This window comes from Actinomadura sediminis (genome assembly GCF_042675525.1).
In the GTDB taxonomy this organism is placed as follows: domain Bacteria; phylum Actinomycetota; class Actinomycetes; order Streptosporangiales; family Streptosporangiaceae; genus Spirillospora; species Spirillospora sediminis.
This window is the reverse complement of record NZ_JBHTJA010000143.1, coordinates 1-13,562: the sequence shown is the minus strand read 5'-3', so window position 1 is coordinate 13,562 and position 13,562 is coordinate 1. Positions and strand designations below refer to the sequence as shown.

Here is a 13,562-nt window from a genome sequence, read left to right as displayed (position 1 = left end):
CCCGGACCGCACCGCACCGGACGCGCCCGCGGGCCCGCGCCCGCCCCGCCCGGCGCCTCCGCCCGTCCGCTCACCGCCCGGCGGGGGCCCGGACGCCCGCGGCCCGCGAGCCGCGGCCGAGTTCAGGCCCGAACTCTCCCGTCCGACGAACCCGCGCTCGCCTCCGCTCGGCCCGTGCGAGCCCGTGGCCCGGCGCGAGCCCGGCCGAGCGGAGGCCCGTGCCCACGGCCGGAGAGCCCACGCCCGCCGCCACCCGAGGCCCACCCTCCCCGGGCCCGGCGGGCGCACGGCTCCCCGGCCGGGAGCCCGCGGCCGATTACCGAGCCGGCGACCACCCGGCCGGTACGCCCCGGCGGTGCAGCCGGCAGCCGGTTCCCTGCCGGTGCGTCGGGCGGGCACGCCCCGGCGGGTCTCCGCACCCCGGCTCTCGTGCCGACGCGGAGCTCGCCCCGGCGGGCGCCATCGCGGCGCGGGCCGGGCCCGGGCAGCGGCTCCGGGCCCCTCGGCCACTGCAAGTGCGGGGCGGACCGATCACTCGGCCCTCCCCTGACGTCTCCCCGGCGGTCGCCTTCCCTCCGGCCGCCGAGGACTCTCCCGAACATCACGCGGGTGTCGGCGCGGCGCCCGTCCCCGTCCCGCCGGCCGGGTGCGCACGACCCGGCGGCCCGTTCCCGGAAAGGAGGTGAGCGACCGGTTCCAACCCGACCGGCCACGCGCCGGTGACCCTCAGGCGGCCGGTACTCCGTCCGACCCCCGTCTCGGCCGCCACGCAGTCAGGGATCGCTGCGGAGCCGGGCCCGCGAGGCGCGTACGCCTCGCGGGCCCGCGCTCATGCCGTCGACCGGGCGGTCGCGGCCGGCGCCCGTCAGAGCCTCCGGCGCCAGACCTGCCCGTGGATCGTGTCGCCGAAGCGGGCGACCGGCGGTTCCTCCTCGGCGAGGACGAAACCGGCGCGGGCGTACACGCGGTGCGCGGGGCGCTGGAGGGCCGTCGTCCACAGCATGATCTCCGAGTATCCGGCGTTCCCGGCGAAGCGGACGCACTCGTCCACCAGCGCCGCGCCGACACCGGCACCGCGCGCACCCGGTTCGACGTGCAGGAGGCGCAACTGGGCGACGTCGTCGTCGCGGCGGACGCAGAACACGGCGCCGACGCGCTCGCCGTCGAGTTCGGCGATCCAGGCGTTCTCGCGCTCCGGGTCGTGGTCGTCGACGTAGCCGGCGACGACCTTCGCGACGAGGGCCTCGTACGTGCGGTCCCAGCCGCATTCGGCGTCGTAGAGGGCGCCGTTGCGCTCGACGATCCAGCCGAGGTCGCCCGGGCGCGGCGGGCGGAGCACCGGCCCGGCCGTCCCACCGGCCGGACGGCGGTCGCCGAGGACGGCCTCGACGGTGCGCATGGCGGCGAGCAGCCGTGCCCGGTCCGCGTCGGAGACGCCGGCGAGCAGCGCGCGGACCTCGCCCGCCGACCGTTCGTCCACCAGCGCGAACACCTCGCGGCCGCGCGGGGTGAGCCGGACGACCTGGCGGCGGGCGTCCGCCGCCGACCGCTCGCGCGTCACCAGCCCGTCGCTCTCGAACCGGGCCAGCATCCTGCTGAGGTAGCCGGCGTCCAGCCCCATGGCGCGCCGCAGGGCCAGGACCTCGGTCTCGTCCCGCTGCGCCAGCTCGAAGATCACGCGAGCCTCGGTCAAGGAGTAGGGGCTGTCGACCAGCCCCTCGCCCAGCACGCCGATCACGCCCGTGTAGAAGCGGTTGAACGCCCGGACCGCCGCGACGTCCTCCATGGTCGGTTCCATCGGCGCCTCCCAAGGTGTTTGACTCAGTCAAACAATACGCCGGAAGGCGGGGGCGGGTCCACGGGAACCGGGCGAGGTCAGACTCCGGCTTCGGCGGGCTGCTCGCGGGACGCCTGCAGGGCGCGGGCGTCCCGGACGATCCGGCGCTCGACGAAGAACGTCATCAGCGGGACGATGCCGCCCAGCACGATGTGCACCATCCGGTTGAGCGGCCAGCCGGTGCGCCGCCACAGGTCGTAGGCGGCCGCCAGGTAGACCATGTAGAAGAGGCCGTGGATCGGGGACACGATGCCCGCCATCTCGGGCATGTCGGTCGGACCGTACTTCAGCACCATGCCGATCACGAGCAGCACGAGCAGCGTGCCGACGAGCATGGCGAGGATCCGGTACCGGGTCACCGCGCCTTCCACAGTTCACACCTTTCTTCGGCCCGGTGCCCGATCGCGAGCCGGGCTCGTGCGGGGTCAGTCGCGCCGGCGGCTCTCGGAGTTGAGCCGCGCGAGGTAGCGGTTGTAGGCCGCCAGGGCGGGGTCCTCTTCCTCCTGCTGCCGGATGATCTCCCGCTTCACCTTGGCCTCGGCGGGCTCCTCGATCACCTTGGGCGCCGGGGACGCCACGCCGTTGCGCTCGTCCCGGATCATCTTGACCCACATCACGACCACGAAGATCGCGAAGATCGGCCACTCGAAGGTGTAGGCCCAGCTGCGGTCGTTGCCGGCCTGGGCGCGGTCGTACTGCCACCAGCCGAAACCGAGGAACGCGGTGCACAACACGATCGCCAGCGCATGCAGCCCGAGCCAACCGGGAGTGAGGAACCGTCGCACGTCAACGAGACTACCCCGCCCTTCCGGGAGTCGGCGCACACCCCCGTCACAGCGGGGCGCGGCTCGACCGCGGCCGGCACGGGCCGCCCCGCCCGTACTCCGCGAGCGCGTGCGCGAGCCGTCCCGCGTCCCGCCCGACCGCGAAGATCGCCTCCCGCGCCGGGGACGAACCCGGCGGTGCCCGCGCGAAGTGCCGTGTCAACGGCCGACCGGCGATGAACCGCGCCTCATCGGCGCGTACCCGCGGGAACCGGCGTGGCCGTCCCCTGGAAAGTGCGGCCAATTGTCGGAAGCGGCCTTTACCTTCCACCCCATGGCGACTACGGCACAGTCCTACACGTACACGCGTCCGTCGGGGATGGACGGCGGCCTGCTGGGGCTGTCGACTTCGGGCGGGACGACCGGGAGCGGGCCCCGGGCGCACCCGCACTTCTTCAGCGGCGTCCTCACGCAGGCCGCCCCGGCCGCGGCGGCGCTGATCGGGCTGGCCGACGTCGCGCGGACCCGCTACCACCGGCCGCGACCGACCGGCTTCCGCGACCCGGTGGTCACCTGCAACGGCGACCGGCTGCGGCTGGAGTCGTTCTCGGCGTGCGGGGGCGTCTACGCGCGGCTGGACGTCCTGGAGCCGGCGATGGACGGCGAGGTGCACGAGCGCGGCACGACGAACGTGGACGTCAACGGGCCGCTGCGCGAGGCGCTCGCCCGCGTGGGCGGTTCCGACCCGCTGCACCTCGCGGTCGGCGAGGAGGAACTGGCCGTCACGACCCTGGACGGCGCCGTGGTGGAGAAGAAGGTCCCGCTGCCCGACCGGTGGCTGCGCGGCTTCGCCGAGGTCCAGGTGATCACGGCCGGGTTCGACCCGCGCGCCGAGCTGACCGGGCACGACGCCGTCCGGTTCCTGCGGTCGCTGCGCGGCCGGGGTCCGGTGTGGGCGGTGCCCGCCGGGCGGACGCTGCGGCTCTCGCCCCGCCCGGCGCCGGGCGCGGTCTGCCTGGCCGGGCCGGACCGGCTCCGCACGATGCCGCCCCTCCTGCGCTTCGCCCGCGCGCTGCGCGCGTACGGGCCGCCGGTCACGGCCGGGAGCGGGCCCACGGCGAGCGTGTGGGAGCTGGAGCTGCCGGGGATGCGCTACGTGCTGACGCTGTCCCCGGAACCGTCGCGCGGTTTCTCCGGCGAGGGCGCGGTGCTGGACGCCCTCGCGACCGACGAGGCGGCGGGCGACGCCGACCTCGTCGGCGCGCTCCTGTCGTTCGAGCCGCGCGTCGAGCCGGACCTGCTGGCCGAGCGCTCCGGGCTGACGCTCGACCGGACGAAGGCGGCGCTCGTGCAGCTCGGGACGTCCGGCCGCGTCGGGTTCGACACCGCCGAGGCCGCGTTCTTCCACCGCGAACTCCCGTACGACCCGTCCCGGGTGGCCGCGCTGAACCCGCGGCTGCGGTCGGCGCAGGCGCTGGCCGAGGACGGTTCCGTGCGGTTCACCGGCGACGGTGTCGCGGTGGTGACGACCGGCGGCGGGGAGCGGCACGTCCGGTTCGACGGGGACGCCGCGTCGTGCACGTGCCCGTGGTGGTTCGACCATCGGGGCGAGCGGGGCCCGTGCAAGCACGTCCTCGCGGCCCGGATCGTCCGCCGCGGCGCGTCCGCGGAGGCCGCGCGATGACCGCGTGGGACGGCGTCCGCGCGGCGATCGACGCCAAGGACCCGGGCCGGGTCATGTCGCTGGTGATGAGGCTGGACGACGCGGGCCGCCGCGAGGTCGCCGACGCGCTCCCGCGGCGGCTGCGGGAACTGCGCGCGGCGGCCGAGTGGGGGTTCCTCGAACGCGGGTACGTCGAGCCGCTGCTGCTGGCGGGCGCGGGCACGATCGGCGGCGCGGCGGCCGCGGCGAACTGGCTGTGCCGCCGGGAGCTGGCGGTGTGGGCCCATCCCCGGTACCTCGGGGTGCTCCCCGCCCTGGAGAAGGTCACCACCGCGCGTCCCGGCGAGTGGCGCGCCGACGTCGGGCGCCGCATCGCCGACCGTATCCGGGGCGCCGACGAGCGCCGGGACTCGCTGTGGCTCATGGCGGCGGCGTTCGTCCGGTCCGCCGGGGCCGAGGCGCCCGGGTCGGACGGCTTCGCCGTCGGCTGGGCGAGCGTCACCGACCCGTCCGGGCTCGCCGACGATCCGTTCCTCGACGCGCTCGTCCCCCGGCTGTTCGAGGCGGACGGCGTGGGCGGCGCGCTGGCCGGCGACGACACCCGCGCCCGCTGGGACCACGACCGGAAGACCACGTGGGCCGCCGCGCTCGCGGGCCTCGCCGCCGCCGGGCGCCTCGACCGCGCCGCGCTGATCGACGGCTGCGTGAGCCGGTTCCTGCGCGGCGGCACCCCCCACGAGCTGCGCTTCTTCGTCCGGCTGCACGACCTGCTCGACCCGTCGGGCGACGAGGCCGCGGCGCGCGTCCGCGACCACGTGCGGCTGCTGCCGTCCGCGCCGTCCACCGTCGCCGACCTCGCGCTCCGGCAGGTCCGGCGCGCGGACGCCCTCGGGCGGCTCGACGGCGACCTGTTCGCCGAGGCCGCCGGCGCGCTCGTCTTCCGCCCCGAGAAGAAGCTCGTCCGGGCCGCCCTCACCTGGCTCGACCGGACGGCCCGCACGCGCGACCGCGTCGACGCAACGGTCCGCGCGATCACGACCGTCTTCACCGCCGAGGCCTTCGACCTGCGCGAACGCGCCGTGAAGATCGCGGTGAAGCACGCCGGACGGGTGGGCGGCGCGACCCGCGAGACCGTGCGGGACGCGGCCGCCGACCTGCCGGAGGAGCTCCGCACCGCGATCGCCGCCGTGTACGGCGAGGTGGACGCGGCCCCCGGACCGGCGGCCGTCCCGTCCGGCCCGCCCCCGTTCGTCGCTCCGGCGCTGCCCGCCCCGATCGCCTCGCTCGCCGAACTGGCCGAGGAGTTCAGGGCGCAGCGGAGCGCCGTGTTCGCGTGGACCGCGACGGAACGCTTCCTCGCCGCGCTCGTCGAGTCGGCGTTCACCGACCCGTCCGGCACGCGGGACGCCCTCCTCCCCGGTGCCGGGCACCTGCACGGCACCGGCAGGGCGCTGCACCCGCACACCGACGCCCGGCACTACTGGGTCGACCTCGCCGTCCACGCGCTGCTCGAGCCCGCCGCCACGGCCGCGCACGACGAGCCGCCGCGCAGGACGAAGGCGGGCGGCCCGCCGCTGCGGCGGTTCCTCATCCGCCGCAAGCACGAACTCCCCTCCCTCGTCGGCCGCGTTCCGCTGCTGCTGTCCGCGCCGACCGAGGGCAGCGGGCACATCGACCCGATGGTGCTCGTCGCGCGCCTCGAACGCCACGAGGCGGCGGGCGCCGAGCCCGGTCGCGCCGACCTCCTCCAAGCACTTCTGCGCATCCCGCGCGACGCGGACCCCGATGCCGCCGCCCGCGCGAAGCGCCTGACCACCGAGGCCGGACGGACGCTCGCGCGCGCGCTGGAGTCCGGCGGGCCGCCCGACCCGGCCGTTGAATGCAGGTGGGTCGACGAGCCGCTCCCCGCCGGGGACGGGCACCGCCCGGCCCTCCCGCCGGTCGGCGTGGTGACCGTGACCCCCACCGGTGACGTCCCGGACGGCCTCGCCGGCCTGTGGGAGCACGGCGCGGCGTTCACGGCCCAGCCGGACCCCGGGGGCACCGAGTCGTGGCCCGCGCTGCTGCCGTCGCACCGCGAACTCGCCGCCGCGCACGTCCTGCCCCACCAGATCGACCCGTACGAGGTCTCGGCCGGTCAGGGCGCCACCGCCCTCGCGCTCGCCGCGGCGGACGGCCCGGCGGGCGCGGCCACGGCGACGGTGCTCGCGTACGCGCTCGCGCACAGGGACGCCCGCGAGCGCGCGGACGCGGTCGAGGCGTTCCTCGCGCTGACCGCCCGCGGCCACCTCCCCGGCGGCGAGACCGGCACCGCTATCGGCGACCTGGCGCGGACCGACCGGGTGAAGCCGAACCGCGCCGTCCGGTCCCTGACCGAGGCCGCGGACGCGGGCGCGCACGCCGGCGTCTGGCAGGTGATCGCCGCCGCGCTCCCGCACCTGCTGCCCGCCCCCGGTGCCCGCGCCCCGTCCGGCGTGCCCGACCTCCTCGCGCTCGGGAGCCGCACCGCCGAGGCCGTCCGCGCCCGGGACGCCGTGCCGGGGCTGGCCGAGGTCGCCGCCCGGGGCGGCTCGAGCCGCCTCGTCACCGAGGCCGCCCGGCTGAACCGCGTCCTGTCCGAAGGCCGAGCGTGAGGGCTCGGCCGCCCCGGCGGGGGCCGGGGCGTCGCCGGGGTGAGCAGCGCACCGCCGATCCCCCGGCGGGCACGCGCGGCGATCGGCATGCCCGCGTCGGGCGCGAGGCCGCCCGCGAGCGACGCGCCCCCGTACACCGGCCTGAGCCGCGCGGCCGGTGGACGCGGAGACCGTGCGGATCACTTGCGCGTTCGCTGCAACGGGGGCGGGCCCGGCGGGGTTAGATATCGGGAGGAAGGAGCGCACCCATGGAGGAAACCCTCGCGTTCGGCACGGTCGAGACCGTGCTCGGGCGCCTGCTCGTGGCCGCGACCGAAACCGGTGTGGTCTCGCTGAGCTTCCACGACACCCCCGGCGCGCGCGCCCGCACCGTCAAGGCGTGCGGGCTGCCCGTCGTGGACGACCCGGGCCGGACGGCCCCCGCGCTCGAAGCCCTGCGGGCCTACTTCGCGGGCGAGCTCGAGACGTTCGGGCTGCCGATCGACTGGCGGCTGACGTCGGACGCGCACCGGGCGGTGCTCTCGACGCTGTACGAGGCGGTCCCGTACGGGACGGTCGTCACGTACGGGGAGCTGGGCGAACGCAGCGGGACGGGCCTGCACGCGCAGGTCGTCGGGCAGGTGATGGGGGCGAACCCGATCCCGCTGATCGTCCCGTGCCACCGGGTGGTCGCGTCGAACGGGCTCGGCGGGTACAGCGGGGCGTGCGGCGTCGAGGGCAAGCGGTGGCTGCTCACGCTGGAGGGCGCCGTCCCCGCGACCCTCGACTGGGACATCGCGCGGGCCCCCGCGTGACCGTCAGTCCTCGTAGGAGACGCCGGTCAGCGACTCGGAGACCTGCCACAGGCGGGCCGGGACGCCGGGACGGGCGGCCTGCGGAGGCGTGACGACCTCGGTGGGGGCGCCGCGGTACTGCAGGATGCGGGGCCCGTAGCAGGCGCCGCCGCGCACGTCGGGGGACGTCGCGGCGTAGAGGAGCGGCAGGGCGCCGTCGCGGGCGGGCTGGGCGATGAGGGCGTTGCCGAGGCCGGTGACCCGTTCGAGGAGGCGGCTGCCCTGCATGCGGGGGCCGGTCTGCTGGAGGTTGGTGGCGGCGTAGCCGGGGTGCGCGGACACGGCCGTCAGCTCGGGGAACCGCCGGTCGAGTTCGGCGGTGAAGGCGAGGTTCGACAGCTTGGACTGCCCGTAGGCGGCCCACTTGCGGTAGCGGCGCTCTCCCTGCAGGTCCTTCCAGTCGAACCGGCCGGTCCAGGCGAGACCGGACGTGACGTTCACGACGCGGGGGGCCTTCGCGGCGCGGAGCGCGGGCAGCAGGAGCCCGGTGAGCGCGAAGTGGCCGAGGTGGTTGGTGCCGAACTGCATCTCGAAGCCGTCGGCGGTGGCGCGGCGCGGCAGCGCCATGACCCCGGCGTTGTTGACGAGGACGTCGAGGGGTTCGGGGTGGCGTTCGGCGAAGGCCCGGACGGACGACAGGTCGGCGAGGTCGAGGGACCCGAGGGCGACGTCGGCGTCCGGGACGGCGGCGCGGATGCGGTCGTGGGCGGTCCGCCCGCGTTCGGCGCTGCGGCAGGCGAGCACCACGGACGCGCCGTGCCGCGCCAGTTGGAGGGCCGTGTGGTAGCCGAGACCGCTGTTGGCCCCGGTCACGATCGCGCGGCGCCCGGTGAGGTCGCCGATGTCGTCCGCGGTCCAGCCTCGCATGGGAACCTCCGGGTCGCTTCGCGGGCGGGTCTCGTCGCGAGCACGTGGCGAGCGCGTCTTGTCGCGAGATCCCTCAAGTTAGACCTGTCATCGAATAGCCGACAACCGGACGGCGGTGTGGTGCGATTCACATCGCCGCCCGGTGCGCGGGTTCAGGCCGGAAGGGCGTTCTCGATGGCGGTGACGACTTCGTCCGATTCGGGCTCGACCTGCGGCGCGAAACGGGCGGACACGGTGCCGTCGGGGGCGATGAGGAACTTCTCGAAATTCCACCGGACGTCGCCGGTGTGGCCCTCGGCGTCGGGGGTGCCGACGAGGCCCTGGTAGAGGGGGTGGCGGTCGTCGCCGTTCACGTCGACCTTCTCGGTCAGCGGGAACGTGACGCCGTAGGTCGCCGAGCAGAACTCGGCGATCTCCTCATGGGTGCCGGGTTCCTGGCCCATGAACTGGTTGCAGGGGACGCCGAGGACGGTGAAGCCGCGCTCGGCGAACCGCTCCTGCAACCGTTCGAGGCCGGAGTACTGAGGGGTGAGGCCGCACTTGGAGGCCACGTTCACGACGAGCACGGCCTTGCCCCGGTACTGCGCGAGGTCCGCGGAGCCGCCCCGCAGACCCTCGATCTCTACGTCGAAGACAGACATGGGCCGATCCTAGGAGATCGCCCCTCCCCGGCCGCCGGCCGGCCGGGGACGGCGTCACGGTGCCGGTGTCAGGGGGACAGGTCCAGGCCGTCCACGAACGCCGAGAGGGAGCCGCCGGCCCTGCCGAGCTGCGTGAAGATGTTGTTGACGAAGCCCGCCGCCTCGTTCGGTGAACTCAGGAGGTAGAAGATGACGAAAGCGATCGCCACATATTTCATGTTCTTCTTCATCAACGCCGTCCCTGTCTAGCGCCGTGACACAATGACCCGCTTTGATTGTGCCCAGGCGTGTCCGCCCGCAAAGCGCGATTTTACTGTGACGCGGCCGCCAGCGCTTGGTGGCCATGCGAAAGAGCCCCGCACCGACCGGGGTACGGGGCCGAAGAAGAACCGGGGCGGCTCGCGGGGCCGCCGGATCAGCGGCCGACGCGTCGATGACCGCCGCTTCGACGGCCGTCGCGCGGAAGACCCGGCGCCACGGAACCGGTGCTCGAGACCGGTGCTCGAGACCGGCGCCCTTCGCCCCGGGGGCGACCGCCCGGGGCTAGGCGGGGATCGCGCTCATGAAGGTCGACAGCGACTCCGCCGCCGTCCCGAGGCCGCTCAGGGCGTTGTTGACCATGGTCGCCGCCCCCTCCGGCCTGCTCACGACGTACCACGCCACGAACGCGATGGACGCGATCTTCAGGTGCTTCTTGTTCACTTCAACCACCCTCTGCGGTCGGATGCCTACGCACAGTGATTCCCTAGGGTGGCCTAACAGAGATCAAGGCGGGTTAAAGAGGCGCTCAAGCCCGCTTGGCGTGCTCGGTGAGGTACTCGATGTAGAAGGGGCGGAGGGCGTCGCCGAGCTCGCCCTCCCCCGCGTGCGTGAACTCTTCGAGCAGCGACATCCCGTGCAGGATGTCGAACTCGGCCCGGTCGGTGTCGCCCAGGCCGGCGGCCGCCGCCGGGATGGCGCGCAGCAGCTTCCACAGGAAGCCGACGTCGCGTTCGTCCTTGGCGACCTGCATCGCGCGGTCGTACAGCTCCTTGGACGTCAGCCGGTCCAGGTTCTCCTCGGGAGTGGCGTCCGACATGCTCCGACTCTAACCCGCGCCCTTCTCGACGACGCTCGCCGGGATCGGCCGGTCCTGCTTGAGCGCCTCGAACAGGGCGCTCGCCCGCTGCCTGTCCCAGGTGATGTAGGACCCGGCGGCCGCCGAGCTGCCCGCCCCGCCGATCGGGACGGTCGTCATCACGCCGTCGCCGCCGCTGACGCCCTTCATCTCCCACATCATGCGGGCGAGGTCGTGGATGTGGTCGTCCTCGTCGACGAGGAAGTTGCCGGCCCCGTTGGTCGCCAGCGGGATGCTGCGGAAGGGGTTGGCCAGCGTGCCCGGGCTCGCCGCCTTCTTCATCAGCGCGCCGAAGAACTGCCGCTGCTTCTCGACGCGTTCCAGGTCGGCGCGCGCGTAGTTCCGGCTCCGGACGTAGCCGAGCGCCTGCGCGCCGTCGAGCGTCTGGCAGCCGGGCTGGAGGTCGAGGCCCGCCTTGGGGTCCTTCATCGGCTCCTTGACGCAGATCTCGACGCCGCCGATGGCGTCCACGACGCCGACGAACCCGGCGAACCCGATCTCGGCGTAGTGGTCGATGCGGACGCCGGTGGCCTCCTCGACCGTCCGGACGAGCAGCTTGGGGCCGCCGAGGGCGAACGCGGCGTTCAGCTTGTTGCGCCCGTGCCCCTCGATCGGGACGTACGAGTCGCGGGGGAGGCTGACGAGCGAGGTGCCGCCCTCGCCGTAGTGCAGCAGCATCATCGAGTCGGTGCGGCGCCCGGACGCCTGGCCGGTGGCCATCTTGTCGCGCTCTTCCCGCGACAGGCCCTCGCGGCTGTCGGACCCGACGATCAGCCAGTTCGTCCCGGGGGTGTCGGCGACGCGGCCGGCGTAGTCGACCAGGACGTCCTCGCGTTCGAGCTTCCCGTCCAGGTAGAAGTAGCCGCCGACGAGAAGCAGCAGGACGAGGACCAGGAAGATGCTCAGCCCGCGCCCCCACCGGCGCCCGCGGCGCGGGGGGCGGCGCCGGACCGGCGGCCGGCCGCCGGGGCCGCCCGGACCGCCGGGGCCGCCGGGGCCGTCCGGATACGGCCGGGTCCCGGCGAGCTGGTCGCCGGCGTACGGGTCGTCGTAGGGATCGGCGTACCGGCCGCCGTACGGGTCCCCGTAGGGATCGGGCCCGCGGCCCGCCCGGGCGCGTCCCGCTCCGGCGCCTTCGTACCCGCTGTGCGCCACGCGGCGGCCCTCCTCACGTCGTCCCCGGCCTCGCGGCCGGCCGTCACTCATGCCGTAGACCCTAGACAAAACGGGTCGTCCCTCGCTTCCATCCCCCGCATGATTGTCCACAGCTCCAAATCACCACGTCGAGGGACACGGCATCGCGATCAGGTCCAGGCCCGGACCGTCGCAGCGTGCCCCGCCGCGCGGGCCCTGCTCCACCGGCTGCGAGCGGGCCGTCAGAGGTACGGGCCGTAGCCCTCGCCGCCGTTCCGCTCGGCGGCCGGGACGTCCGGCAGGTCCTCGGGACGGAGCGTGCCCGCCTCGGCGGGCGGGAGCTCGCCCTCGACGGAGGTGATCCGGCGCGCCTGCCGGGAGATCGCGGCCTCCAGCAGGTTCCGGACGAACCGGGCGTTGCCGAACGTGTCGCCGCGCGGGTGCCCGGTGACGAGGCGGCGCAGCGCGTCCGTCGTCCCGGGCGCCAGGACGAACCCGTCCTCGGCCGCCATGAACTCGAAGATCGCGACGAGTTCGTCGTCGGAGTAGTCCGGGAAGTGCAGGACCTTCGGGAAGCGGGACTCCAGGCCCGGGTTCGCCCGGACGAACCGCTCCATCTCCGTCTTGTAGCCCGCGACGATGACCACCAGGTCGCCGCGGTGCTCTTCCATCAGCCGCAGCAGTTCGGCGATCGCCTCGTGGCCGAAGTCGCGCCGGTCGCCGCCCGCGTCGGCGAGCGCGTACGCCTCGTCGACGAACAGGACGCCGCCGAGCGCCCGCTCGACCGCGGCGCGCACCCGCGGCGCCGTCTGCCCGATGAACTCGGCGACGAGGTCGGCGCGGGTGACCTCGACCAGGTGGCCGGACGACAGCAGCCCGAGCTGCGCGTAGACGGCGGCGACCAGCCGCGCGATGGTGGTCTTCGCGGTGCCGGGGTTGCCCGTGAACACCATGTGCCGCGCCGGGGAGCCCGGCGCGATCTTGGCGTCCATGCGGAGCCGCCCGGCGCGGGCCTCGGCGACGAGCGCGGCGACCTCCCGCTTGGTCGCGTCGAGGCCGACGAGCCGCTCGATCTCGGCGAGCGGGTCGCCCGGGACGCCCTCGCGGCCGCGGGCGATCGCTTCCGGGACGTCCTCGAGCAGGATCTCGTCGAGCGACTCGGTCTCGTCGACGACGCCGTCGGCGAGGACGCGGCGGCCCTGCAGGGCGACGGCGCGGTCCAGCAGGTTCACCATCGTGCGGGCGTTCGCCGAGCCGGGGCCCTGCGGCGCCGCCTGCAGCAGCGCGCGGACCCGGTCCAGGACGCCGTCGGCGAGCGCGAACCCGGCGTCGGCGGCCTTCGCCGCGAACACCCGCACCAGCTCGTCCTCGGTGAAGCCCGGGAACCGGACGGTGCGGGGGAAGAACGCGGCGAGGTCGGAGTGCGCCTTCAGCAGCCCGTTCAGTTCCGCCTCCGGCCCGGTCAGCACCACCACGAGGTCGTCGGTGTGCGCCTGCACGGTGGCGACCAGGACGTCCAGGACCTCCCGGCCGCGCGCCGGGTCGCCGGACGAGACGAGCGCGTGCGCGTCGCGGACGAGCAGCACCCCGCCGAGCGCCTGCTCCACCGCACGGCGGACGCGCAGGACGCTCTCGGTCGCGTACTCGCCGAGCAGGTCGGCCCGCTCGACCTCGGTGAGGTGCCCCGACGACAGGAGGCCGCGCTCGGCGTAGATCCGGCCGAGGATCCGCGCCACGGTCGTCTTGCCGGTGCCGGGCCCGCCCGCGAACACCAGGTGCCGGGGCCGGGCGGCGGCCGTCATCCCGGCCTCGCGGCGCAGCCGGGCGGCCTCGGCCTCGGCGACGAGCGCCCCGACCTCCCGCTTCGCCGGCTCGATCCCCACGCACGCCGCGAGTTCGGCGAAGGGGTCGCGCTGCGGCGGGCCGCCGGGGATCAGCCGCTCCGGCAGGTCGTCCGCCGCGATCCGCGGGGCGCCCGGGTCTCCGGTGCCGCCGAGATCGGCGCGGGCGGCGGCGGCGGCCCGGTCGGCGGGGCGCCCGGCGAGCCGGGCCCCGCGCAGGTTGAGCAGCGCC

At 75.2% G+C, this 13,562-nt stretch carries 14 protein-coding genes; 3 read left to right on the top strand and 11 right to left on the bottom strand.

Annotation, left to right across the window (positions count from 1 at the left end):
- Positions 1–865: 865 nt before the first annotated feature.
- From ACFQ11_RS34545 to ACFQ11_RS34530, 4 genes are all read right to left on the bottom strand, one after another.
- Positions 866–1,798 (bottom strand): bifunctional helix-turn-helix transcriptional regulator/GNAT family N-acetyltransferase, encoded by a 933-nt coding sequence (locus tag ACFQ11_RS34545; RefSeq protein WP_378306559.1) that lies wholly within the window; start codon positions 1,796–1,798, stop codon positions 866–868.
- Between the two features lie 77 nt (positions 1,799–1,875).
- Positions 1,876–2,208 carry a DUF3817 domain-containing protein gene (locus ACFQ11_RS34540; protein ID WP_378306557.1) on the bottom strand — a complete coding sequence of 111 codons (333 nt, stop codon included), beginning with the start codon at positions 2,206–2,208 and terminating at the stop codon, positions 1,876–1,878.
- A gap of 54 nt (positions 2,209–2,262) precedes the next feature.
- The gene (locus ACFQ11_RS34535; protein WP_378306555.1) at positions 2,263–2,622 is read right to left on the bottom strand and encodes a hypothetical protein; all 360 of its coding nucleotides are present in this window, start codon (positions 2,620–2,622) and stop codon (positions 2,263–2,265) included.
- A gap of 46 nt (positions 2,623–2,668) precedes the next feature.
- On the bottom strand, positions 2,669–2,824 hold the full coding sequence (locus tag ACFQ11_RS34530) for a hypothetical protein (RefSeq protein WP_378306553.1): 156 nt from the start codon (positions 2,822–2,824) through the stop codon (positions 2,669–2,671).
- A 111-nt stretch (positions 2,825–2,935) separates the two neighbouring features.
- Here ACFQ11_RS34530 and ACFQ11_RS34525 point away from each other — a divergent pair, with 111 nt between their 5' ends.
- From ACFQ11_RS34525 to ACFQ11_RS34515, 3 genes are all read left to right on the top strand, one after another.
- Positions 2,936–4,285, top strand: coding sequence for an SWIM zinc finger family protein (locus ACFQ11_RS34525; RefSeq protein WP_378306551.1), 1,350 nt, complete (start codon positions 2,936–2,938; stop codon positions 4,283–4,285).
- On the top strand, positions 4,282–6,897 hold the full coding sequence (locus ACFQ11_RS34520; protein WP_378306549.1) for a DUF7824 domain-containing protein: 2,616 nt from the start codon (positions 4,282–4,284) through the stop codon (positions 6,895–6,897). Before ACFQ11_RS34525 ends, ACFQ11_RS34520 begins: the two co-directional genes overlap by 4 nt.
- Before the next feature lie 248 nt (positions 6,898–7,145).
- A complete protein-coding gene (locus ACFQ11_RS34515; RefSeq protein WP_378306547.1) occupies positions 7,146–7,691 on the top strand; it encodes a methylated-DNA--[protein]-cysteine S-methyltransferase in 546 nt (181 codons plus the stop codon).
- A 3-nt stretch (positions 7,692–7,694) separates the two neighbouring features.
- Here the strand turns inward: ACFQ11_RS34515 and ACFQ11_RS34510 are convergent, their stop codons facing one another.
- The 7 genes from ACFQ11_RS34510 to ACFQ11_RS34480 form a co-directional block, all read right to left on the bottom strand.
- Positions 7,695–8,597: an oxidoreductase gene (locus ACFQ11_RS34510; RefSeq protein ID WP_378306545.1), complete on the bottom strand. Its 903-nt coding sequence runs from the start codon at positions 8,595–8,597 to the stop codon at positions 7,695–7,697.
- A 152-nt stretch (positions 8,598–8,749) separates the two neighbouring features.
- Positions 8,750–9,238: a glutathione peroxidase gene (locus ACFQ11_RS34505; RefSeq protein ID WP_378306542.1), complete on the bottom strand. Its 489-nt coding sequence runs from the start codon at positions 9,236–9,238 to the stop codon at positions 8,750–8,752.
- Positions 9,239–9,306: 68 nt separating this feature from the next.
- Entirely contained in the window at positions 9,307–9,468 is a 162-nt protein-coding gene (locus tag ACFQ11_RS34500; RefSeq protein WP_378306540.1) for a hypothetical protein, read from the bottom strand.
- A gap of 313 nt (positions 9,469–9,781) precedes the next feature.
- Entirely contained in the window at positions 9,782–9,940 is a 159-nt protein-coding gene (locus ACFQ11_RS34495) for a hypothetical protein (protein ID WP_378306538.1), read from the bottom strand.
- Positions 9,941–10,025: 85 nt separating this feature from the next.
- Positions 10,026–10,316 carry a hypothetical protein gene (locus ACFQ11_RS34490; RefSeq protein WP_378306536.1) on the bottom strand — a complete coding sequence of 97 codons (291 nt, stop codon included), beginning with the start codon at positions 10,314–10,316 and terminating at the stop codon, positions 10,026–10,028.
- Between the two features lie 9 nt (positions 10,317–10,325).
- Positions 10,326–11,510 carry an LCP family protein gene (locus ACFQ11_RS34485; RefSeq protein WP_378306534.1) on the bottom strand — a complete coding sequence of 395 codons (1,185 nt, stop codon included), beginning with the start codon at positions 11,508–11,510 and terminating at the stop codon, positions 10,326–10,328.
- 221 nt (positions 11,511–11,731) lie between these two features.
- Positions 11,732–13,562: AAA family ATPase (locus ACFQ11_RS34480; RefSeq protein WP_378306532.1), on the bottom strand; the 1,831-nt coding region annotated here is incomplete at its 5' end.

Coding starts and splice junctions, on each gene's coding strand:
- ACFQ11_RS34510 (WP_378306545.1), bottom strand. CDS start 8,597: ATGCGAGGCTGGACCGCGGACGACATCGGCGACCTCACCGGGCGCCGC.
- ACFQ11_RS34545 (WP_378306559.1), bottom strand. CDS start 1,798: ATGGAACCGACCATGGAGGACGTCGCGGCGGTCCGGGCGTTCAACCGC.
- ACFQ11_RS34505 (WP_378306542.1), bottom strand. CDS start 9,238: ATGTCTGTCTTCGACGTAGAGATCGAGGGTCTGCGGGGCGGCTCCGCG.
- ACFQ11_RS34520 (WP_378306549.1), top strand. CDS start 4,282: ATGACCGCGTGGGACGGCGTCCGCGCGGCGATCGACGCCAAGGACCCG.
- ACFQ11_RS34515 (WP_378306547.1), top strand. CDS start 7,146: ATGGAGGAAACCCTCGCGTTCGGCACGGTCGAGACCGTGCTCGGGCGC.
- ACFQ11_RS34500 (WP_378306540.1), bottom strand. CDS start 9,468: ATGAAGAAGAACATGAAATATGTGGCGATCGCTTTCGTCATCTTCTAC.
- ACFQ11_RS34490 (WP_378306536.1), bottom strand. CDS start 10,316: ATGTCGGACGCCACTCCCGAGGAGAACCTGGACCGGCTGACGTCCAAG.
- ACFQ11_RS34525 (WP_378306551.1), top strand. CDS start 2,936: ATGGCGACTACGGCACAGTCCTACACGTACACGCGTCCGTCGGGGATG.